Below are 21,751 nucleotides of genomic sequence, written 5' to 3' on the forward strand. Positions count from 1 at the left end.
GCGGCCCTGCGGTATGGCAATCAAGGCCGCGACCAATCGCCGCGGCCACCAGGGCACTCAGGCTTGCGGTCGAAGCGCCTGACGTACGGCATCAATGGCAAGGTCGCGAGTGGCTTCATCGGCGAACTCAGGGCTATCTGCCACGCAGGCGCCGTCCAGCCACAGGCCGAAGCCGCTGCCTTCAGCACGCAGGTCGGGATTTCCTTCCTGCAATCGCTTGCTCGCCGCACCCGCCTGCTTGCCGTCGGCGAATGGCCGGGACAGCAGCAATTGCTCGCCATCGGCACTGAGCAGGCGGAAGCGGAAGGTGCCGTCCTGTTCGCGGAAACTCACGAAACGGGCGGCCTTCTCGGCTTTCTTGCGAGTTTCGCCGGTACCGGCAACCTGCGCGCGGAAAGAGCGCAGGCCAACGGCTTCGCGCAGCTGTTCGAGGAATGGAGTGGCAGTTTTGCGAGCCTTTGCCGCACCAGCCTGCAGGATGTCTTCGAGGTCTGCGGGCCGTTCGATGAAATGATGGTAACGCTCGCGCGCTTCGCCCAACTCGTTGTCGAGCAGGGTGAAAAGCCGCTGCTTGGCATCACCCCAGCCCAGCCCGCCCAGCAGGTGGCCGCGGAATTCCTCGGTTTGCGCCGGGGTCGCGAACGCACTGTAAAGCGTGAACAGGTGGCTGTTGTCTGGGTCTTTCGGCTCACCGGGGGCGCGGGAGTCGGTCACGATCCGGGCGATGGCGTCCTTGAGCTGCTTGGGGCTGCTAAACAGCGGAATGGTGTTGTCATAGCTCTTGGACATCTTGCGGCCGTCCAGGCCAGGCAGCGTAGCTACGCTTTCCTCGATGACTGCCTCAGGCAGCACAAACAGTTCCTTGCCTTTGCCGAACAGGTGGTTGAAGCGCTGGCCGATATCGCGCGCCATCTCGACGTGCTGGATCTGGTCGCGGCCTACCGGCACCTTGTGGGCATTGAACATGAGGATGTCCGCGGCCATCAGCACCGGATAGCTGTACAAGCCCATGGTCACCCCGGCGTCCGGGTCTTCCCCTGTCTCCAGGTTCTTGTCCACTGAAGCTTTGTAGGCATGGGCGCGGTTGAGCAAACCCTTGGCGGCCACACACGTGAGCAGCCAGGTCAGCTCCGGGATCTCTGGAATATCGGACTGCCGATAAAAGGTAGCGCGCTCCACATCCAGGCCACCGGCCAGCCAGGTGGCTGCAATTTCCAGGCGAGAACGCTGGATGCGCAGCGGGTCATCGCATTTGATCAGGGCGTGGTAGTCGGCCAGAAAGTAGTACGAATCCATACCGCTCTGACGGCTGGCCTCGATAGCCGGGCGAATGGCGCCGGCGTAGTTGCCCAGGTGGGGCGTGCCGGTGGTGGTGATACCAGTGAGAATACGGGTGGTCATGGGCGATCGCTTATCAGGCTACATTCAAGGGGCAAGGCGCGGCGAAACCAGGTCTTTGAGGTCTGTGAGTTTGCCATGAAAGAAGTGGCCGCATTCTGCCACTTTCAACAGTTCATGGGGCCGTTCCAGGGCATCGGACCACTGATAGACCAACGAGGGGTCGACGACTTCGTCGTTTTCCGGCTGAACAACTGTAATGGGGCAGCGTTGCGGGAGGGGTTCTTCGGCTCGCAAGCGCATCACCGCGGGCGCGCACATGAACAGATGCCGCAACTGCGCACCCTGGCGCTCCAGGCGGCCAGCGAGCGTGGCCGCCACGAAGCCGCCAAAGGAAAAGCCCAGCAGTGTGAGCGGCAGGCCCGGATGACGAATGCGCAGCCAATTGGCGGCGGCGTGTGCATCGTCGACCTCGCCCAGGCCCATGTCATGGGCGCCGGCGCTGCTGCCCGTGCCTCGGTAGTTGAATCGCAACGTGATGTAACCGGCGTCCCGCGCGGTACGTTGCAAGGTAGACATGACCTTGTTGAGCATGGTGCCGCCCTGCTCCGGGTTCGGATGGCAGAGCAGCGCCAGCCCGCGTGGCTCGGGAACTTCGAGGTAGAGTGCTTCGAGCTGGCCAACCGGGCCGTCGAGCATCAGGGGGTTTTCGCGGATCAGCAAGGGTATGAACTCCGTGACCCTCACGAGGGTCGACTCGTCTAGCTATCGGTTTGTGCCTGTACAGGCCTTGAGGCAAGGCCCGGCGCAGCGCTGCGCTTTTCAAGGCCCGTTGCGGTATACAGCGCGGGTGCGAGCCGTTAACGTAATGCAAAGCCGTTTATAGAGGAAGGACTCGTGGAACACTCGCTCTTGGTTTGGTTGCTCCCCACCCTGGCTCTGGTTGTGGGTGTCATCGTGGGCTTCCTCATTGCTCGCCATGCCCCCAACGCCGTACCAGGCGGCACTCAGCGCCAGCTGGATGACCTGCAGAAGAAATTCGACAACTACCAGCACGAGGTAGTGACGCATTTCAACAGCACCGCCATTCTGGTCAAAAAGCTCACTCAGAGCTATCAGGAAGTTCAGGATCATCTGGCCGAGGGTGCGAACCACCTTGCCCTGGATGAGCTGACCCGCCAGCGCCTGCTGGCCGCCTTGCATTCGGACGCCAACCAGCCTCCACGTGACCGGCTCACCCCGCCCCGTGATCAGGAAGTTCCGAAGGACTACGCGCCCAAAGGGCCTGGCACGCCGGGCATGCTCGATGAGCAGTACGGGTTGAAACGCAAGTAATGAAAAAGGGCCTCGGATGAGGCCCTTTTTTGTTGCGGCAATTGCTTTAACGGGCTCAGATCGCTCCGCGCGCTCGCAGCAGCTCGATCACCTGCTTCACGCCCTCTTCCACTGACACCGCCTGGGTATCGACCACAAGGTCGGCATCCAAAGGAATGTCGTAGGGGAAGGACTCGCCAGGAATGTTGTCCTGCCCGGCGGCATAGAGGCCCTGCGGGTCACGCTCGGCACAGACTTGCGGTGAAGCCTGAACGTACACGGTGATGAGGCGATCGCTGCCGATCAGGTCCCGTGCCTGGGCGCGGCCTTCACCATCAGGCGCCACGAATGCCGCCAGGGTAAGCAGGCCGGCCTCGTTGAACTGACGAGCAACGTGAGCCGCCCTGCGCCAGTTCTCGGTGCGCCCCGAACGATCCTGCGGCAGGCCCTTGTTCAGGTCATGGCGCAGGTTTTGCCCATCCAGTACGAACACCGCACGGCCGGAGTCGAACAGCTTGCGCTCTACGGCATAGGCCAAGGTGCTCTTGCCCGCTCCGGAAAGGCCGGTGAACAGCACGGTGGCGGGCTTCTGGCCGAAGCGAAGGGCGCGCTCTTCCACGCTCACATGCGCCAGCGCACCGTGGGCGCCTGCCGTGCCATGAGGTACCACCGGCGGCGCAATGATCATACCGGCGCCCACGGTGCCGTTAGTGAGGCGGTCGATTACGATGAAGGCGCCTGTAGTACGGTTGCTGTCGTAGCCGTCCAGGGCAATGGACGAATCCAGCGCAACCTTTACCTTGCCGATTTCGTTCAGCGCCAGGGAGCTCGCGGCCCCCTCTTCAAGGGTATTCACGTCTACCCGGTGCGTGATGCTGGCGATGGAGCCTGGCAAATAGCTGGTCGCGCGCTTGATGTCGTATTTCTTGCCCGGGAGCATCGGCTCTTCGGACATCCATACCAGCATGGCGTCGAACTGGTCGGTAACCGGGGGCACATTGTCGGCATGCACCAGCAAATCGCCACGGGAGATGTCGATTTCGTCTTCCATGGTCAGGGTAATGGCCTGCCCCGGCCCCGCCTGCTCCAGCTCGCCTTCGAAGGTCACGATGGATTTCACGCGGCTGCTCTTGCCGGACGGCAGCACTACTACTTCGTCGCCCTTGTGCACCACACCGCTTGCCAGCGTGCCGGCGAACCCACGGAAGTTCAGGTTCGGCCGGTTCACGTACTGCACCGGGAAGCGCAGGTCGGTGAGGTTACGGTCGGCCGCCACTTCCACGGTTTCGAGAATTTCCATCAGCGCAGGGCCGGTGTACCACGGCGAGCGTTCGCTGCGGTTGACCACGTTATCGCCCTTCAGGGCAGACATCGGCACGAAATGCAGGCTCGACGGCGCCAGCTTGATCGCCTCGGCAAACTGCAGGTAATCGGCCTTGATGCTTTCGAACACGCCTTCATCGAAGCCTTTGAGGTCCATCTTGTTGATGGCCACCACGATGTGCTTGATGCCCAGCAGGGAGGCGATATAGCTGTGGCGGCGGGTTTGGGTCTGCACGCCATAACGCGCATCCACGAGGATGATGGCCAGGTCGCAGGTAGAGGCGCCTGTGGCCATGTTCCGGGTGTACTGTTCATGGCCGGGGGTGTCGGCAATGATGAACTTGCGCTTGGCGGTAGAGAAGTAGCGGTAGGCCACGTCGATGGTGATGCCTTGCTCGCGCTCGGCCTGCAAGCCGTCTACGAGCAGCGCCAGGTCCACTTCATCGCCAGTGGTACCGACCTTCTTCGAGTCACGCGTGATGGCTTCAAGATGGTCTTCGTAGATCATCTTGGAATCGTGCAGCAAGCGCCCGATCAGGGTGCTCTTGCCGTCGTCCACGTTCCCGCAGGTCAGGAAGCGCAGCAGTTCCTTGCGTTCGTGCTGGGCCAGATAAGCAAGGATGTCCTCGCTGATCAATTCGGATTGATGCGACATGTTTAGACCCTGATTTAGAAGTAGCCCTGACGTTTCTTGTCTTCCATGGAGCCGGCGCCATCGTGGTCGATTACGCGGCCCTGGCGCTCGGATGTGCGCGTCAGGAGCATTTCCTGGATGATATCGGTCAGGCTTTGCGCATCGGACTCCACCGCGCCGGTGAGGGGGTAGCAGCCCAGGGTGCGGAAGCGGACCTTCTTCTTGACGATCCTGGCCTTTTCTTCATCGGAAAGGTGCTCGAGGATACGATCGTCGTCGATCATGATCAGCGTGCCATTCTTTTCGATCACTTCACGTTCGGCCGCAAAGTACAGCGGCACGATCGGGATCTGTTCCAGGTAGATGTACTGCCAGATGTCCAGCTCGGTCCAGTTCGACAGCGGGAACACGCGAATGGACTCGCCTTTGTTCACCTTGCCGTTGTAGAGGTTCCACAGCTCGGGGCGCTGGTTCTTCGGGTCCCAGCGGTGCTTGCTGTCGCGGAAGGAATACACACGCTCCTTGGCTCGGGACTTTTCTTCATCGCGCCGGGCGCCGCCAAAGGCCGCGTCGAATCCGTACTTGTCCAGCGCCTGCTTCAGGCCCTGGGTTTTCATGATATCGGTGTGTTTGGAGCTCCCGTGGGTGAAGGGGTTGATACCCTGTGCTACCCCTTCCGGGTTCACGTGCACCAGCAGGTCCAGGCCCATTTCCTTGACCATGCGGTCGCGGAACTTGTACATCTCCTGAAACTTCCACTGGGTATCCACGTGCATCACGGGGAACGGCAGCTTGCCCGGGAAAAACGCCTTGCGCGCCAGGTGCAGCATGACGGCGGAGTCTTTACCGATGGAATACAGCATTACCGGGTTGTCGAACTCGGCTGCCACTTCACGGATGATGTGGATGCTTTCCGCCTCGAGCTGTTTCAAGTGCGTCAGTTTATCGACCATGGCTACTCACGGATTGCGTTGCAGATGGGACGGCCAGCGGGCCGTGTTCGAGCCGGCCACTCTATCACAGGGCCCGGGCATATTAGGACCGCAGCTTAGATCCAAAAGGTATGAGCATATGCCGCACGGTTTTAGCGTCAAACCGGGTTCGGGCAGTCGATGAAGACATGCTCGATGGCAAAGCGCTGGGCCAGATACTCGCCCAGCGCCTGCACCCCGTACCGCTCAGTGGCATGATGCCCAGCCGCAATGAACGAGACACCGTTTTCGCAGGCGCTGTGGAAGGTCTGTTCGGAAGCTTCTCCGGTGAGGTACAGGTCTACCCCCGCTTCGATCGCAGTGTCGATATAGCCCTGCCCCCCGCCAGTACACCACCCTACCCGCCGCACGGTCTGGCCGCTGCACACCACCAGGGGCTCGCGCCCGAGCACCTGCGCTACGCGCCGGGAGAACTCCAGCCCCGTTTGCGGCACGTCCAGCGAGCCAACCAGGCCGACCACTTTGGGATCGGCGGGGTCAAGCGGGCCCTCGACCGTCAGGCCCAGGCGCAGGGCAAGCTGCACGTTGTTGCCGACCTCGGGATGAACATCGAGGGGCAGGTGATAAGCCAACAGGCTCATGTCGTGCCTGAGCAATGTTTTGAGGCGCCGATGCTTCATGCCCGTGATACACGGGTTTTCGCCCTTCCAGAAGTACCCATGGTGCACCAGCACCAGGTCAGCCCCGGCACCCACGGCGGCATCGAGCAATGCCTGGCTGGCGGTCACGCCGCTGACGATCTTGCGCACCTGTGGGCGCCCTTCAACCTGCAAACCGTTGGGGCAATAGTCGGAGATTTTCGCGCTACCAAGGTAGCGGTCGGCCTCCTCCACAAGGGTGCTTAACGATACGGCCATAAAAGTCTCCATAAAGGCAGTTTGCGGGCGGCGCGGCGCTCGTATAATGGCCGCCATTATGAGCCGCCCCCCGGCCGTGTGGAAACGCTGTTACCTTTTTAGGAACCCCTGATGTCGATTGCCTTGCGTTATTTCAGCTGGCCATTACTGACCGGCATTCTTGTCGCGCTGCTGATCATCCTGCGCTTTCCCGAATGGGTGGGGCTGCCTAGCCAGGACGTCAACCTGCAACAAGCGCCGCAATCCGCGATCGTGATGCAAGGGCCTGTTTCCTATGCGAACGCCGTGACCCTGGCGGCGCCGGCGGTGGTCAACCTCTACACCACCAAGGCGGTGAACAAATCGTCCCAGGCGATGTTCGAGGATCCGCAATTTCGCCGTTTCTTCGGCGACAACCTTCCTCGCCAGCGCCGCTGGGAATCAAGCCTCGGTTCGGCGGTGATCATGAGCCCGGAGGGCTACCTGCTCACCAACAACCATGTCACATCCGGCGCGGACCAGATCGTGGTAGCCCTCAAGGATGGCCGGGAAACCCTCGCCCGCGTGATCGGCAGCGACCCGGAAACAGACCTGGCGGTGCTGAAGATCGACCTCAAGAACCTTCCAGCCATCACCATCGGCAGCTCGGACAGCCTGCGCATCGGCGACGTGGCATTGGCCATTGGCAACCCCTTTGGCGTCGGGCAAACGGTGACCATGGGCATCATCAGCGCCACGGGCCGCAATCAGCTGGGGCTCAACACCTATGAGGACTTCATCCAGACCGACGCCGCGATCAACCCGGGTAACTCCGGCGGCGCGCTGGTGGATGCCAATGGCAACCTTACCGGCATCAACACGGCGATCTTCTCCAAATCCGGCGGCAGCCAAGGCATTGGCTTTGCCATTCCCACCAAGCTCGCGCTGGAGGTGATGAAATCCATCATCGAGCATGGGCAGGTGATTCGCGGCTGGCTGGGGATCGAAGTGCAGCCGCTGACCGAAGACCTGGCTGAATCCTTCGGCCTGAAAGACCGGCCGGGCATTGTAGTGGCGGGTATCTTCCGCGACGGCCCTGCCCAGAAGGCAGGCCTGCAGCTGGGTGACGTGATCCTGAGCATCGACAACGAGCCCGCGGCGGATGGGCGCAAATCCATGAATCAGGTGGCCCGCACCAAACCCGGCGACCGGATCGGCATTGACGTGATGCGCAATGGCAAAACCTTGAAGCTCACCGCTGAGGTAGGCCTACGCCCACCGCCCGCCCCTGCGGCGGCTCCCAAGGAAGGCAGTTGAGCCGACCCGGCCCCTCGCGCAAGCCAGGGGCCGGCCACCCGGCGAAGCCTGCGACAGGGTTAGTTGTGCAAGGCATCCAGCAGGGCCTGGTTCTGCTCAGGCGTGCCGATGGTAATGCGCAGGAACTGAGCGATTCGCGGCTGCTTGAAATGCCGCACGATCACGCTGCGCTCGCGCAATTGGGCAGCAATCTCCGCGGCGTCCCGCTGCGAATGACGGGCAAAGATAAAGTTAGCGCCGGACGGTAGCACGTCGAAACCACGCTGCTGCAGCTCGGCGGCAAGCGCCTCTCTGCTCGCGATCACTTCATTGCGGGTGTGATCAAACCATGCGCGGTCTTCAAATGCCACGGCGGCGCCTGCCAACGCGACCCGGTCGATCGGGTAGGAGTTGAAGCTGTTCTTCACCCGCTCCAGCGCTTCGATCAAATCCGGATGGCCCACCGCCAAGCCTACCCGCAAGCCCGCAAGAGAGCGGGACTTGGACAGGGTTTGGGTCACCAGCAGGTTCGGGTAGCGGTCAACCAGCGAAATGGCTGTTTCGCCGCCAAAGTCGATGTACGCCTCGTCCACTACCACCACTGAATCCGGGCTGCCCTGGAGGATTTCTTCGATGGCATCCAGTGCCAGCAGGCAGCCTGTAGGCGCGTTGGGGTTGGGGAAAATGATGCCACCGTTGGGCCTGGCGTAATCGGCAGGCTCGATCTGGAACGCTTCATTGAGGGGCACCTGCTCGAACTCGATGCCGTACAGGCCGCAGTACACCGGATAGAAGCTGTAGCTGATGTCCGGAAACAGCAGCGGCCGCTCTTGCTGGAAAAGCCCATGGAAGATGTGCGCCAGCACTTCGTCCGAGCCGTTACCTACGAACACCTGCGCTGGCTGCACGCCATAGAAAGTGGCCACCGCCTGCTTCAACCGGTCCCCGTTCGGGTCCGGGTACAGGCGCAAGGTATCGCCGATCTCCGCCCGCATGGCTTCTAGCGCGAGGGGTGATGGGCCATAGGGGTTCTCGTTGGTGTTCAGCTTCACCAGGTTGGTCAGTTTCGGCTGTTCGCCCGGCACGTAAGGCACCAGCTGCTTGACGAAAGGGCTCCAGAACTTGCTCATGGTCAGGCTTCCTTGATCCGGTATTCCGCGCTACGGGCATGCGCGCTCAATGATTCGCCACGCGCCAGTACCGAGGCGGTACGGCCGAGCTCGGACGCGCCCTGCTCCGAACAGAAAATGATGGAAGAGCGCTTCTGGAAGTCGTACACACCCAGCGGCGAGGAGAAGCGCGCTGTGCCGGAAGTAGGTAATACGTGGTTGGGGCCCGCGCAATAGTCGCCAAGCGCTTCGCTGGTGTGACGGCCCATGAAGATGGCACCCGCGTGGCGGATCTGCGGCAACCACTGGCGCGGTTCCTCAACCGAAAGCTCCAGGTGTTCCGGCGCGATACGGTTGGCCACCTCGATGGCCTGGGCCATGTCCGCCACCTTGATCAGGGCACCACGGTTGGTAAGCGATGTGCGGATGATTTCGGCCCGCTCCATGGTGGGCAGCAGCTTGTCGATGCTCGCGGCAACCTGATCCAGGAAGCCCTGGTCGGGGCTTACCAGAATAGCCTGGGCGTCTTCGTCGTGTTCGGCCTGGGAGAACAGGTCCATGGCGATCCAGTCCGGGTCGGTACCGCCATCGCACACCACGAGGATTTCCGACGGGCCAGCGATCATGTCGATGCCCACCTGCCCGAACACATGGCGCTTGGCGGTCGCCACATAGATGTTGCCCGGGCCGACGATCTTGTCCACCCGCGGCACGCTTTCGGTACCATACGCCAGGGCGGCAACCGCCTGGGCGCCGCCGATGGTGAACACCCGGTCCACGCCAGCGATGCAGGCCGCCGCCAACACCAGCTCGTTCACCTCACCACGTGGGGTGGGCACTACCATCACCACTTCAGGTACGCCGGCCACTTTGGCTGGAATGGCGTTCATCAATACTGAAGAGGGATAGCTCGCCTTGCCGCCGGGCACGTACAAGCCAGCACGGTCCAGCGGGGTAACCTGTTGGCCCAGCACGGTGCCGTCGGCCTCGGTGTAGCTCCAGGAGTCCTGTTTCTGCTTCTCGTGGTAGCTCCGCACCCGGGCAGCCGCCGTTTCGAGCGCTTGGCGCTGCGGCGCAGTGATGCGCTCAAGGGCCTGCTCCAGCCGGGCCCGTGGAAGGATAAGGTCCGACATGGCGGCCGCTTGCACACCATCGAACCGCTGCGTGAACTCCACCACGGCGGCATCGCCACGTTCGCGCACGGCCTTGATGATCTCGAGCACCCGCCCGTTCACCGACTCGTCAGACACGCTTTCCCAGCTCAGCAGATGATCCAGATGCCGCCCGAAGTCCGGAGTTGTAGCGTCAAGTCGGCGGATGGCGGTCGGTGTGGTCATGAGGGGGCCTCAAACAGTGGGCAATGAAACGGGACGATTAATCTAGCAGGGCTACCGCGCCGCCATTAAGCATTTTGGCTATGGCGCGAATAGCGAAGCGCGCCAGAGCGGCGCGCTGAAGGTGTCAGCTGCGGTGTCGTGCTTCCACAGCCTGGCGCAGGCTGTCGATCAACGCCTGGATACGCCCGTGCTGCATCTTCATCGATGCCTTGTTCACCACCAGGCGGGAACTGATGGTGGCGATCAGGTCCTGGGGCTCCAGGCCATTGGCACGCAGGGTGTTGCCAGTGTCGACCACGTCGATGATCTTGTCGGCCAGGCCCACCAGCGGCGCCAGCTCCATGGAGCCGTACAGCTTGATGATGTCGACCTGGCGGCCCTGTTCGGCGTAGTAACGCTTGGCCACGTTGACGAACTTGGTGGCCACCCGCAGCCGGCCTTTGGGAGCAGGCGCACCGATAGCACCGGCAGTCATCAGCTTGCAGCAGGCGATTTTCAGGTCCAGCGGCTCGTACAGCCCCTGGCCACCGTATTCCATGAGCACATCCTTGCCGGCCACGCCGAGGTCGGCGGCGCCATGTTCCACATAGGTTGGCACATCGGTGGCACGCACAATCAGCAGGCGAACGTCGTCCTGGGTTGTGGGGATGATGAGTTTGCGGCTTTTGTCCGGATCCTCGGTCGGGACGATACCGGCCGCGGCAAGCAACGGCAGGGTATCGTCGAGAATGCGGCCCTTGGACAGCGCGATGGTCAGCATGGGAGAAGCGAATCCCTATTCACAATGGGCCGGGCGAACCCGGCCCGGAGTCTAGCCCTAGCCTGGTACGCGACGGATCTTCGCACCCAGCATTTGCAGTTTTTCCTCGATGCACTCGTAGCCACGGTCGATGTGGTAGATGCGGTCGATGAGCGTGTCGCCTTGGGCTACCAGCGCAGCCAGCACCAGGCTTGCCGAAGCGCGCAGGTCGGTGGCCATCACCGGGGCACCCTTGAGGCCGTCGACCCCGGTAACCACCGCGGTGTTGCCTTCGACCAGGATATGAGCGCCCATGCGCAGTAGCTCGTAGACGTGCATGAAGCGGTTTTCGAATACGGTTTCGATGACCGCGCCGGTGCCTTCTGCCACCACGTTGAGGGAAATGAACTGCGCCTGCATATCGGTCGGGAATGCCGGGTAGGGCGCCGTGCGCAGGTTGACTGCCCGCGCGCGCTTGCCGTGCATGTTCAGCTCGATCCAGTCCTTGCCGGTGGTCACTTCCGCCCCGGCCTCGCGCAGTTTGTCGAGCACTGCCTCAAGGATGGTGGGATCGGTGTCCTTGAGCTTGACCCGGCCCCCTGTAATGGCTGCCGCCACCAGATAAGTACCGGTCTCGATGCGGTCCGGCATTACCTTGTAGGTAGCAGAATGCAACCGCTCGACGCCATCGATGGTGATGGTGTCGGTACCCGCGCCCTGGACGTTCGCGCCCATGGCATTGAGGAAGTGCGCAAGGTCGACCACTTCCGGCTCACGGGCAGCGTTCTGCAGCACCGTGCGGCCTTTGGCCAAGGCAGCGGCCATCATGATGTTCTCGGTACCGGTCACGCTCACGGTATCGAAGAAGAAGTTGGCACCACGCAGGCCGCCTTCCGGCGCCTTGGCCTTGATGTAGCCGCCTTCCACGTCGATGGTCGCGCCCATGGCTTCAAGGCCACGGATGTGAAGGTCCACAGGGCGGGAGCCAATGGCGCAACCCCCGGGCAAAGCCACTTCGGCCTCACCGAAACGGGCCACCATGGGACCCAGCACCAGGATCGAGGCGCGCATGGTTTTCACCAGCTCGTAAGGCGCGACCAGGGTTTTGATGGTGCGGGGGTCGATTTCCACCGCGAGCTTTTCGTTGATCACCGGTTCGATACCCATGCGCCCGAACAGCTCGATCATGGTGGTGATGTCGTGCAGGTGCGGCAGGTTCGCCACGGTAACCGGGCCATCGGCCAGCAGGGTTGCGGCAAGGATCGGCAAGGCAGCGTTTTTCGCGCCGGAGATGCGGATTTCGCCATCGATGCGGGCGCCGCCGGTAATAATCAGTTTGTCCATAACACTCTCGAAGCCTGTGGCTCAGGTGCGCTCAGCCCAGGCTGCGCGGGTGAAAAATTTCATCGTCACGGCATGGATGCTGCCATCGGCGATCCACGGGTTCAGGTGCGTGTAGATCTGTTGCTGACGCTTGACCGGGCTCAGCGCGGCCAACTCGTCGCTGACGACGTTCAACTGGAAGTTGCAGCCTTCGCCTTCTACTTCCACCTGGACCTGGGGCAGCTTCGCTTCAAGGAAGCTTTTAACTTCTAGGGCCTGCATGCTTAACCTCGATCGGCGCCCTGTGCGCGCGGGTCGGCCATGATACAAAAAAAGCCCGCTGGCTGCGAGGGTGGCTGACCCTTTGCTTCGTTTTACAGACTACGCGCGTTCGAGCAAGCCTGCGATGCCGCACACGTCGGCGATCTGGCATAACTCGTGGGGAAGGCCGCGCACCTTGAAGCCCTTGCCCAAAGCACGCGCATCCCGGCTCAAGGCCAGCAACAGGGAAACGCCGACGCTGCTGGCCTTCTCGACCGCGGAACAATCCACCATTACCTCGTTGCCCGCCACTTGCCCGACCAGGGCTTGCCCCTGCTGGCGCAAGCGGGCGCCGGTGCGGTAGTCCAGAACGCCAGACAAGCGCAGCTCGCCTTGCAGCAGCTCGACCGATGCCAGGGTCATTGCTGACCCTGCTGAAGTGGCTGATCGCCAGCGGCATCCTTGGCCTTGGCCACTTCACCAGCCCAGCCGTCGATGGTCTTGTCCAGGTCATTGCCGTTACGCTGCATCGCATCGGCGAACTGATCACGGAACAGCTTGCCGATATTGATCCCGTTCACGATAACGTTGCGAACCTTCCACTCGCCATTCACCTTCTCGAGGGTGTAGGACACCGGGTAGACCGCGCCGTTGGTGCCTTTTACCTGCATGCCAACAGACGTACGGTCACCGCTTTCATCCTTGGGCGGGTCGACCGTAATGCCCTGGTTGTTGTACTCCAGCAATGCATTGCCATAGAACTGGAACAGGCTGCGGCGGAAGTTTTCCTGGAATCGCGCCATCTGCTCAGGGGTAGCATTGCGCGAGTACTTCACGGTCATGATGCTACGGGATATGCCATCGGCATCCACCACCGGCCCTACGATGCGGTTGAGTGCGTCATAGAAGGCCGAGGGATTGCTGCGGTAGGTTTCCCGGTTGGCGCTCAGGTCCGCAAGCAGCTCGCGGGTAGTGCCCTGCACCAGATCATGGGCAGGTGTAGCGGGCGCGGCAGTGGCCAGCAATGGCACGGCCAGCAGCATGGCGGCCAGGGCTCGACGCAGAATGGCTATCATTGGAACTCCTTATTTCGCCTCTTTGCTCACGTTATTGAGCAGGAATTTGCCGATCAGGTCCTCGAGTACCAACGAGGATTGTGTATCGTGAATTGTCTGACCGTCCTTCAGCACAGCGCTCTCCCCGCCCACGCTCACGCCGATGTATTTCTCGCCGAGCAGCCCCGCAGTGAGGATCGAGGCGGTGGAATCCACTGGAAGGTTATCCACGCTCTTGTCCAGCTGCAGGGTTACCCGGCCGGTAAAGGTGTCGCGGTCCAGGTCGATTGCAGCCACTTTGCCAATGGTCACTCCGGCCATGGTCACCTTCGCTCTGACCGTCAAACCGGCAATATTGTCAAAGTAGGCATACAGCTTGTAGGTGTCATGTGCCGCGCCCGGCGACAACCCGCTGACACGAAGGGCCAGCAGCAGCAGGGCGAGGATCCCGGCCAGCAAAAACAGGCCGACACCGACTTCCAGGGTGCGGTTTTGCATCAGAAATCTCCAAACATCAAAGCGGTCAGAATGAAATCGAGCCCCAGTACCGCAAGGGAGGCATAAACGACGGTGCGCGTGGTAGCTCGGCTGATCCCTTCGGAAGTGGGATCACAGTCGTAACCCTGGTATACGGCAATCCAGGTGACGACGAACGCGAACACTACGCTTTTGATCACGCCATTAAGAACATCTTCGGTGAAGCTGACGCTGTTCTGCATGTTTGCCCAGAACGAGCCCTCATAGACGCCCAGCCAGTTGACCGCCACCCAGGAACCGCCCCAGATGCCAACCACGCTGAACATCGCGGCGAGCACAGGCAGCGAGATGAAGCCGGCCCACAAGCGTGGCGCAACGATGTACTTGAGGGGATCGACGCCGATCATTTCCAGGCTGGAAAGCTGCTCGGTCGCCTTCATGTTGCCGATTTCAGCCGCCAGCGCGGAGCCAGCCCGCCCGGCGAACAGAAGCGCGGTGACCACTGGGCCAAGCTCACGCAGCAGGGTCAAGGCGATCATCTGGCCGACCGCCTGTTCCGAGCCGTACTTGGCGAGGATGCTGAACCCCTGAAGCGACAGCACGCCGCCAATGAAAATGCCCGACACGACAATAATGGCCAGAGACAGCACACCCACCGAATACAGCTGACGGACCAGCAGCGAAAAGCCGCCCGAGATCCCCCCACGGCTGAACAGCGCATGCCCCAGGAACAGCGATGCGCGCCCTAGCCCGGCAACCACGTCGATCACGGTTCGGCCCAACAAGCGAACCCGCTCCAATAATGACCTGTGGCGCATCAGCGCTTCCCCAGAAAATCGTCGGCCAAGGCTGGCGCGGAAAAATGAAAAGGAACCGGCCCATCCGGCTGGCCCTTCATGAACTGGCGGATACGCGGGTTATCCGAGGCCATCAGCTCTGCCGGGGTGCCCTGCCCCAGCACCTGCGCATCTCCGACCACGTACAGGTAATCGGCGATGCTGGCGGTTTCCGCCAGGTCATGGGAAACCACGATGCTGGTAATCCCGAGCGCATCGTTGAGCAGGCGAATAAGGCGAACCAGCATCCCCATGGCGATAGGATCCTGCCCCACGAACGGCTCGTCGTACATGAGGATCTGCGGGTCCATCGCGATGGCCCGCGCCAGGGCGACCCTGCGCTTCATGCCTCCGGACAGCTCATCGGGCATCAACTCGATGGCGCCCCGCAGGCCAACGGCCTGGAGTTTCATCAGCACGATATCGCGGATCATTTCTTCGGGCAGGTCGGTATGCACGCGCAAAGGAAAGGCTACGTTCTCGAAAACGTCCAGGTCGGTAAACAGCGCGCCACTCTGGAACAGCACCCCCATGTGCTTGCGGGCATCGAACAGATCGCTGCGCGACAGCCGTGGAAGGTTCTGGCCATTGACCCACACTTCGCCGGCTGTGGGGCGCAACTGTGCCCCCATCAGCCGCAGGAGGGTGGTTTTGCCGGAGCCGGACGGGCCCATGATACCGGTGACTTTTCCGCGCGGGATGCGAATGTCCACGTTCTGGAAAATGCTGCGCGCGCCTCGCTTGAAGGTTAACCCCTTCAGCTCCACGGCGTAGGCTTGTTCGGCACTCATTCGTTCTCCTTGCGATGCGGCACCCCAGTCAGACGTGCGGGCCAGAGGCCAGGGCACATGCCAGACGGGATCGACGAGCGGCGCACTATATCACCGACCCCGGCTTGTGACAGCGCGCGGCGGGGCGCAAACCGCTGCGACAGGGGTGGCGGGATTCGTGCGCGACGTGTGCAATCCGGATATAATCCCGGCCTTTTCTCCGGATCGACCTGCCTCGCATGAACCAGACCCGCGATCTCATTCAGTCGGCACAACGCACCATTGGCCTTGAAATCAAGGCGGTGGAAGGACTGCTCGAGCATATAAATGCAGACTTCGTCAGCGCCTGCGAAATGATCCTGGGCAGCACCGGCCGGGTAGTCGTGATGGGAATGGGCAAGTCCGGCCATATAGCACGCAAGATCGCGGCCACACTGGCCAGCACCGGCACCCCGGCATTTTTCGTTCACCCGGCCGAGGCCAGCCATGGCGACATGGGCATGATCACACCCGACGACATCGTGCTGGCCCTGTCCAATTCGGGCAACACGGCGGAAATCCTCACGTTGCTGCCGTTGATCAAGCGGCTGGGCATTCGCCTGATCAGCCTCACGGGCAATCCGGAATCCACCCTGGCTCGAGCGGCTGAAGCGAACCTGGACGCCAGGGTGGAACACGAAGCCTGCCCGCTGAACCTGGCCCCCACCTCCTCCACCACCGCAGCACTGGTGCTGGGAGATGCCCTGGCGGTCGCCCTGCTCGAAGCGCGAGGCTTCACGGCCGAGGATTTCGCGTTCTCCCATCCGGGGGGCGCGCTCGGGCGTCGCCTGTTGCTCAAGGTGGAACAACTGATGCACACCGGTGCGGCACTGCCTACCGTGACGCGTGGCACTGCGCTGCGCGAAGCACTGATGGAAATGACCCGAAAAGGCCTTGGCATGACGGTGGTGCTGGAAGAAGACGGCCGGCTTGCCGGTATATTCACCGACGGCGACCTGCGTCGAACCCTGGACCGCAACCTGGATGTACACGCCACGCCAATCGAGCAGATCATGACTGCCCATGGCAAGACGGTGACCGCCGATATGCTCGCCGCCCAGGCGCTGAAAATCATGGAGGACCACAAGATCGGTGCATTGGTGGTGGTGGATCACACCGATCGCCCTGTGGGCGCGGTCAACATGCATGACTTCCTCCGTGCGGGGGTCGTGTAATGGACCGCACACTGCTTGAGCGAGCTGGCCGGATCAAACTCGCCGTTTTCGACGTCGATGGCGTGCTCACGGATGGCCGCCTCTACTTTCTTGAAGACGGCAGCGAAATGAAGGCGTTCAATACGCTGGACGGCCAGGGCATCAAAATGCTGATGGCCTCGGGCGTTACCACAGCCATCATCAGTGGCCGCACCAGCGCGGCCACCGAGCGCCGCGCCCGCAACCTCGGGATTCCTCATCTCTTTCAGGGCCGCGAGGACAAACTCGTGGTGCTCGACGGCTTGCTGGAACAGTTGGGCTTGTCATACGAACAGGTCGCCCACCTTGGCGACGACCTTCCCGACCTCCCGGTGATGCGCCGGGTAGGCCTGGGCATGGCGGTGGCCAACGCGGCCGATTTCGTTCGCCGGCATGCCCATGGGGTCACCCAGGCCAGGGGCGGCGAAGGCGCTGCCCGCGAATATTGCGAACTCATTTTGCGCGCCCAGGGGAACCTGGACGCCGCGCTGAACAAATACCTGTAGGTGCTCATGCAAAACCGAAAGTTGCTTGCGCTTGCCGTTGCAGTACCGGTGGTGGCGCTGCTGATCGCCATCGGCTACTGGAACGTCAGCCCCGAGCGGTTCCTCGACAACCCCCGGGCGAGCGTGGACGCCAGTACCATCGACTACTATGCGATCAACGCCCGCACCGTGCAGTACCTGCCCGACGGCAAGATGCAGTATGAAATGACCGCCGACAGGGTCGAACACCTCAAGGCCAGTGAAGTCACCCATGTGACCAAGCCGGTCATGGACGTCTACCGAGGCACCACCTTCCCCTGGCATGTGGTGAGCGAGCGTGCCGAGGTGAACCCGGACGGCACCCAGGTCGAACTCATCGACGCCGTGCGGCTCAACCGCACAGACCAGAAGAACCGCACAACCGTAATCACCACCTCGCGCGCCACGGTCTTCCCGCAGAAGCAATATGCGGAAACCGACCAAGACGTTAGAATCGACGGCGCCGGTGGCGTTACGACTGCCAAGGGAATGAAAGCGTATTTGAATGACAGCAAGATCCACTTGCTGTCCACTGTAAGAGGACAGTATGAGGCTCGTTAAAACCCTCCCCTTCCTGCTTGGCCTGGGCGCGGCACTGGGAAGCGTGAACGCCTTGGCGCTGCCGACCGACAGGGACCAACCGATCCACATCCAGTCCGACGACGCACAACTCGACGACAAGCAGGGTGTAGCGGTCTATACCGGCAGCGTGGTCATCACCCAGGGCTCCATGAAGATCACCGGCAACAAGGTGACCGTCACGCGTGCGGCCAATGGTGATGTGGATGTGTTCACCGCCGTCGGCAACCTGGCCTACTACGAGCAGAAGCCTGCCGTGGACAAGCCTATCGTGCAGGCCTACGGCGTGACCATCCAGTACTTCGCGTCCCAGGACCGGATCGTGCTGATCGACAAGGCCAAGGTCATCAACGACGGCAACACCTCCGAAGGCGAGAAAATCGTGTACGACACGGTTCGCCAGGTGGTAAATGCCGGCCGTGCCACGGGCACCAAGATCACCGCACCGCGCCCGCGCATCGACATGGTGATCCAGCCCAAGAAGAAAACCGACCAGCCGCAGAAGGCGCAGTAATGGCGACGTTGAAGGCCCAGCATCTGGCCAAGAGCTACAAAAGCCGGCAAGTGGTGAGGGACGTCAGCCTCTCCATCGAGAGCGGGCAGATCGTTGGCCTGCTCGGGCCGAACGGGGCCGGCAAAACCACCTGCTTCTACATGATCGTAGGGCTGGTGCAGGCCGATCAGGGCCGGGTGCTGATCGACGACCTCGACGTAAGCCACCAGCCCATGCACGGGCGCGCCAAGGCCGGTATTGGCTACTTGCCGCAGGAGGCCTCGATCTTCCGCAAGCTGTCAGTGGCGGACAACATCATGGCGATCCTCGAAACCCGCAAGGACCTCGACGCCAGCGGCAGGCGCAAGGCACTGGAAAGCCTGCTTCAGGAATTCCATATCACGCATATCCGTGACAACCGTGGCATGAGCCTGTCCGGTGGCGAGCGCCGTCGCGTGGAAATCGCCCGCGCCCTGGCCACCGCGCCCAAGTTCATCCTGCTCGATGAACCCTTTGCCGGCGTGGACCCGATCTCCGTGGGCGATATCAAACAGATCATCCACCACCTCAAGGCCAAGGGCATCGGCGTGCTCATTACCGACCACAACGTACGCGAAACCCTGGATATCTGTGAAATCGCCTATATTGTGAACGATGGCCAATTGATTGCAGAGGGCGATTCGGCGACTATCCTTGCCAATGACCTGGTGAAGGAAGTGTACCTGGGGCACGAGTTCCGGCTTTAAGGGCTCCAAGTGTAAAGACCCCTAGGCAAACGTGGCAGTTTCGGGCATATAATTTGCTTAAGTTCAGGCGCTCCGTTGGAGCGCCCGTTGTGGATGGCGCCTAGCGCCGGCAAACAGGGTGTCAAGCTCACGCCATGAAACCATCGCTTGTCCTTAAAATGGGCCAGCAACTGACGATGACACCGCAGTTGCAACAGGCCATCCGCCTTCTCCAGCTTTCTACCCTGGACCTCCAGCAGGAGATTCAGGAGGCGCTCGAGTCCAACCCCATGCTCGAACGCCAGGAAGACGGCGACGACTTCGATAGCGCCGACCCGCTGGCCGACAAAGCCGAACACTCCGGGCCGGCCGAACCCCAGGAAACACCTTTCCAGGAAACCAGCTTCCAGGAGACCTCCAGCGCGCCCGAGGGCGGCGAAGAGGCGGACTGGAGCGAGCGGATTCCCGATGAGCTTCCCGTGGACACGGCCTGGGAGGACATCTACCAGACCAGCGCCAGCAGCCTGCCCAGCGGGGATGACGACGACTGGGATTTCACCACTCGCACGTCCGTTGGAGAAAGCCTGCAGAGCCACTTGCTGTGGCAACTGAACCTGGCGCCGATGTCCGACAATGACCGGCTGATCGCGGTCACCCTGATCGACTGCATCAACAACCAGGGCTACCTCGAAGAGACCCTCGAGGAAATCTGTGCGTCGTTCGACCCCGAACTGGACATCGAGCTCGATGAAGTCGAAGCCGTGCTTCACCGCATCCAACAGTTCGAGCCTGCCGGGATCGCCGCGCGCAACCTGGGCGAATGCCTGGCCTTGCAACTGCGCCAACTGCCTGCGAAAACCCCTTGGTTGGCCGAGGCCCAGCGGCTGGTCACCGATTACATCGAGCTGCTCGGCAGCCGTGACTACAGCCAACTGATGCGCAAGATGAAGCTCAAGGAAGATGAGCTTCGGCAGGTGATCGAGCTCATCCAGAGCCTGAACCCACGCCCCGGTTCGCAGATCGAGTCCAGCGAGCCCGAGTACGTGGTGCCGGACGTTATCGTGCGCAAGGACAGCGACCGCTGGCTGGTGGAACTCAACCAGGAGTCTGTGCCGCGGTTGCGGGTAAACCCCCAATACGCCGGCTTTGTGCGCCGGGCGGACAGCAGCGCGGACAATACCTTCATGCGCAATCAGCTGCAGGAAGCGCGCTGGTTCATCAAAAGCCTGCAAAGCCGCAACGAGACCCTCATGAAGGTGGCTACCCAGATCGTGGAGCACCAGCGAGGCTTCCTCGATTACGGCGACGAGGCGATGAAACCGCTGGTACTGCATGACATTGCCGAAGCCGTGGGCATGCACGAATCGACGATTTCCCGGGTAACGACGCAGAAGTACATGCACACCCCCCGCGGGATATACGAGCTGAAATACTTTTTCTCCAGCCACGTCAGCACCTCGGAAGGCGGTGAATGCTCGTCCACAGCCATCCGGGCGATCATCAAGAAACTGGTGGCGGCGGAAAATCAGAAAAAGCCGTTGAGTGACAGCAAGATCGCTGGTTTACTGGAGGCACAGGGCATTCAGGTAGCACGCCGCACTGTCGCCAAGTACCGCGAATCCCTCGGGATTGCGCCGTCCAGCGAACGCAAGCGGTTGATGTAGCCTGGTTCCGAAGCGCGCGTAGTCGCTGGCACAAGGCACGTAAGCCAGCGCCGCACCTCGGGATGCCACCAGCGTTTCAGTGGCAGGTTTCGCCTGCCTCTTTATGCACTGGCAATAAGGAGAAGCGGTATGCAAGTCAACATCAGTGGGCATCAACTGGATGTGACCGAAGCCATGCGTAGCTACATGACCGAAAAACTTGCCAAGCTCGAACGGCACTGCGACAAGATCACCAACGTAGAGGTGATCATGGAAGTGGAGAAACAGAAACAGCGGGTCGAAGCGACCCTCCGGGTTCCCAAGTGCGACGTGGTAGCTCAGGCAGAACACGACGACATGTACGCCGCAATCGACCTTCTCACTGATAAACTCGATCGGCAATTGCTCAAGTATAAGGAAAAACAGCAGAGCCACCTGCAAGGTGCGGCCGCTCGCTGACCCCCGATGATCCGACTAGAAAACATCCTGACCCCCGGCCGCTCCCTCGTGGGCGTGCCGGGCGGCAGTAAAAAACGCGTACTCGAACAGATCGCTGCCTTGATCCATAAAGACCTTCCGCAGGTCAGCCAGCAGGTTGTGTTCGAAGCCCTGATCGCCCGGGAAAAGCTCGGCTCCACCGGTTTCGGCAATGGGATTGCCATCCCGCACTGCCGGCTCGCCAATTGCCAGGGCCCGATGAGTGCATTGTTGCACCTGGCCGCACCAGTGGACTTCGACGCAATCGACGGCGCCCCGGTAGATCTGATCTTCGTGCTGCTGGTCCCCGAAGCGGCCACCGATGCACACCTCGAATTACTCCGCCAGATAGCCAGCATGCTCGACCGCAAGGACGTGCGTGAGCGTTTGCGTTCTGCCGCCAACAGCGATGAGCTGTATAAGGTGGTGGTAAGCACCCAGGCCGGCGCGTGACTTTCA

General features: G+C 61.6%; 25 protein-coding genes. 10 read left to right on the forward strand and 15 right to left on the reverse strand.

The window, feature by feature from the left end:
- Positions 1–57 precede the first annotated feature (57 nt).
- Together AC3Z8Y_RS19990 and AC3Z8Y_RS19995 are read right to left on the reverse strand one after the other, a co-directional pair.
- Complete coding sequence (locus tag AC3Z8Y_RS19990; protein ID WP_490087278.1) at positions 58–1,401, reverse strand: tryptophan--tRNA ligase; 1,344 nt, start codon at positions 1,399–1,401, stop codon at positions 58–60.
- Positions 1,402–1,425: 24 nt separating this feature from the next.
- Positions 1,426–2,061, reverse strand: coding sequence for an alpha/beta hydrolase (locus AC3Z8Y_RS19995; protein ID WP_490087279.1), 636 nt, complete (start codon positions 2,059–2,061; stop codon positions 1,426–1,428).
- Between the two features lie 174 nt (positions 2,062–2,235).
- On the opposite strand from AC3Z8Y_RS19995, the gene AC3Z8Y_RS20000 reads away from it, so the two are divergent.
- On the forward strand, positions 2,236–2,673 hold the full coding sequence (locus tag AC3Z8Y_RS20000; protein ID WP_181115411.1) for a Z-ring associated ZapG family protein: 438 nt from the start codon (positions 2,236–2,238) through the stop codon (positions 2,671–2,673).
- 55 nt (positions 2,674–2,728) lie between these two features.
- Here AC3Z8Y_RS20000 and cysN read toward each other — a convergent pair whose 3' ends face one another.
- From cysN to AC3Z8Y_RS20015, 3 genes are all read right to left on the reverse strand, one after another.
- On the reverse strand, positions 2,729–4,630 hold the full coding sequence (gene cysN / locus AC3Z8Y_RS20005) for a sulfate adenylyltransferase subunit CysN (protein ID WP_490087280.1): 1,902 nt from the start codon (positions 4,628–4,630) through the stop codon (positions 2,729–2,731).
- Between the two features lie 14 nt (positions 4,631–4,644).
- Positions 4,645–5,562, reverse strand: coding sequence for a sulfate adenylyltransferase subunit CysD (cysD, locus tag AC3Z8Y_RS20010; protein ID WP_181115415.1), 918 nt, complete (start codon positions 5,560–5,562; stop codon positions 4,645–4,647).
- 137 nt (positions 5,563–5,699) lie between these two features.
- Entirely contained in the window at positions 5,700–6,458 is a 759-nt protein-coding gene (locus AC3Z8Y_RS20015; protein WP_490087281.1) for a Nif3-like dinuclear metal center hexameric protein, read from the reverse strand.
- Between the two features lie 111 nt (positions 6,459–6,569).
- Here AC3Z8Y_RS20015 and algW point away from each other — a divergent pair, with 111 nt between their 5' ends.
- The gene (gene algW, locus AC3Z8Y_RS20020) at positions 6,570–7,733 is read left to right on the forward strand and encodes a Do family serine endopeptidase AlgW (protein ID WP_490087282.1); all 1,164 of its coding nucleotides are present in this window, start codon (positions 6,570–6,572) and stop codon (positions 7,731–7,733) included.
- A gap of 59 nt (positions 7,734–7,792) precedes the next feature.
- On the opposite strand, the gene hisC is transcribed toward algW, so the two are convergent.
- The 10 genes from hisC to AC3Z8Y_RS20070 all read right to left on the reverse strand — a co-directional run bounded on the left by hisC (position 7,793) and on the right by AC3Z8Y_RS20070 (position 15,640).
- Positions 7,793–8,842, reverse strand: coding sequence for a histidinol-phosphate transaminase (gene hisC / locus AC3Z8Y_RS20025; RefSeq protein ID WP_490087283.1), 1,050 nt, complete (start codon positions 8,840–8,842; stop codon positions 7,793–7,795).
- A gap of 2 nt (positions 8,843–8,844) precedes the next feature.
- The gene (gene hisD / locus AC3Z8Y_RS20030) at positions 8,845–10,158 is read right to left on the reverse strand and encodes a histidinol dehydrogenase (RefSeq protein ID WP_490087284.1); all 1,314 of its coding nucleotides are present in this window, start codon (positions 10,156–10,158) and stop codon (positions 8,845–8,847) included.
- 124 nt (positions 10,159–10,282) lie between these two features.
- Positions 10,283–10,918, reverse strand: a complete 636-nt coding sequence (gene hisG, locus AC3Z8Y_RS20035) for an ATP phosphoribosyltransferase (RefSeq protein ID WP_181115425.1) — start codon at positions 10,916–10,918, stop codon at positions 10,283–10,285.
- A 57-nt stretch (positions 10,919–10,975) separates the two neighbouring features.
- Positions 10,976–12,241, reverse strand: coding sequence for a UDP-N-acetylglucosamine 1-carboxyvinyltransferase (murA, locus tag AC3Z8Y_RS20040; protein WP_181115427.1), 1,266 nt, complete (start codon positions 12,239–12,241; stop codon positions 10,976–10,978).
- Between the two features lie 21 nt (positions 12,242–12,262).
- Positions 12,263–12,502 (reverse strand): BolA family protein, encoded by a 240-nt coding sequence (locus AC3Z8Y_RS20045; RefSeq protein WP_181115430.1) that lies wholly within the window; start codon positions 12,500–12,502, stop codon positions 12,263–12,265.
- A 99-nt stretch (positions 12,503–12,601) separates the two neighbouring features.
- Positions 12,602–12,904, reverse strand: a complete 303-nt coding sequence (locus AC3Z8Y_RS20050) for an STAS domain-containing protein (RefSeq protein ID WP_490087285.1) — start codon at positions 12,902–12,904, stop codon at positions 12,602–12,604.
- Positions 12,901–13,557, reverse strand: coding sequence for an MlaC/ttg2D family ABC transporter substrate-binding protein (locus tag AC3Z8Y_RS20055; RefSeq protein WP_490087286.1), 657 nt, complete (start codon positions 13,555–13,557; stop codon positions 12,901–12,903). Before AC3Z8Y_RS20055 ends, AC3Z8Y_RS20050 begins: the two co-directional genes overlap by 4 nt.
- A gap of 9 nt (positions 13,558–13,566) precedes the next feature.
- Entirely contained in the window at positions 13,567–14,034 is a 468-nt protein-coding gene (mlaD, locus tag AC3Z8Y_RS20060; RefSeq protein ID WP_181115436.1) for an outer membrane lipid asymmetry maintenance protein MlaD, read from the reverse strand.
- Positions 14,034–14,831, reverse strand: coding sequence for a lipid asymmetry maintenance ABC transporter permease subunit MlaE (gene mlaE / locus AC3Z8Y_RS20065; RefSeq protein WP_490087287.1), 798 nt, complete (start codon positions 14,829–14,831; stop codon positions 14,034–14,036). The genes mlaD and mlaE overlap by 1 nt, the downstream gene beginning before the upstream one ends.
- On the reverse strand, positions 14,831–15,640 hold the full coding sequence (locus AC3Z8Y_RS20070) for an ATP-binding cassette domain-containing protein (protein ID WP_490087288.1): 810 nt from the start codon (positions 15,638–15,640) through the stop codon (positions 14,831–14,833). Before AC3Z8Y_RS20070 ends, mlaE begins: the two co-directional genes overlap by 1 nt.
- Positions 15,641–15,858: 218 nt before the next feature.
- Here AC3Z8Y_RS20070 and AC3Z8Y_RS20075 point away from each other — a divergent pair, with 218 nt between their 5' ends.
- The 8 genes from AC3Z8Y_RS20075 to ptsN all read left to right on the forward strand — a co-directional run bounded on the left by AC3Z8Y_RS20075 (position 15,859) and on the right by ptsN (position 21,745).
- Positions 15,859–16,833 carry a KpsF/GutQ family sugar-phosphate isomerase gene (locus tag AC3Z8Y_RS20075; RefSeq protein ID WP_490087289.1) on the forward strand — a complete coding sequence of 325 codons (975 nt, stop codon included), beginning with the start codon at positions 15,859–15,861 and terminating at the stop codon, positions 16,831–16,833.
- Positions 16,833–17,357, forward strand: coding sequence for a KdsC family phosphatase (locus AC3Z8Y_RS20080; RefSeq protein WP_181119437.1), 525 nt, complete (start codon positions 16,833–16,835; stop codon positions 17,355–17,357). The genes AC3Z8Y_RS20075 and AC3Z8Y_RS20080 overlap by 1 nt, the downstream gene beginning before the upstream one ends.
- 6 nt (positions 17,358–17,363) lie before the next feature.
- A complete protein-coding gene (gene lptC / locus AC3Z8Y_RS20085) occupies positions 17,364–17,936 on the forward strand; it encodes an LPS export ABC transporter periplasmic protein LptC (RefSeq protein ID WP_181115445.1) in 573 nt (190 codons plus the stop codon).
- Positions 17,923–18,468 carry a lipopolysaccharide transport periplasmic protein LptA gene (lptA, locus tag AC3Z8Y_RS20090; protein WP_181115447.1) on the forward strand — a complete coding sequence of 182 codons (546 nt, stop codon included), beginning with the start codon at positions 17,923–17,925 and terminating at the stop codon, positions 18,466–18,468. Before lptC ends, lptA begins: the two co-directional genes overlap by 14 nt.
- On the forward strand, positions 18,468–19,193 hold the full coding sequence (lptB, locus tag AC3Z8Y_RS20095; RefSeq protein WP_181115449.1) for an LPS export ABC transporter ATP-binding protein: 726 nt from the start codon (positions 18,468–18,470) through the stop codon (positions 19,191–19,193). Before lptA ends, lptB begins: the two co-directional genes overlap by 1 nt.
- 134 nt (positions 19,194–19,327) lie before the next feature.
- A complete protein-coding gene (locus tag AC3Z8Y_RS20100; RefSeq protein ID WP_490087290.1) occupies positions 19,328–20,836 on the forward strand; it encodes an RNA polymerase factor sigma-54 in 1,509 nt (502 codons plus the stop codon).
- Positions 20,837–20,965: 129 nt separating this feature from the next.
- The gene (gene hpf, locus AC3Z8Y_RS20105) at positions 20,966–21,274 is read left to right on the forward strand and encodes a ribosome hibernation-promoting factor, HPF/YfiA family (RefSeq protein ID WP_181115453.1); all 309 of its coding nucleotides are present in this window, start codon (positions 20,966–20,968) and stop codon (positions 21,272–21,274) included.
- 6 nt (positions 21,275–21,280) lie between these two features.
- Positions 21,281–21,745: a PTS IIA-like nitrogen regulatory protein PtsN gene (gene ptsN, locus AC3Z8Y_RS20110; protein ID WP_490087291.1), complete on the forward strand. Its 465-nt coding sequence runs from the start codon at positions 21,281–21,283 to the stop codon at positions 21,743–21,745.
- Positions 21,746–21,751: the final 6 nt, after the last annotated feature.

It is taken from the genome of Pseudomonas sp. 3MAES_34.3B, from assembly GCF_058145875.1.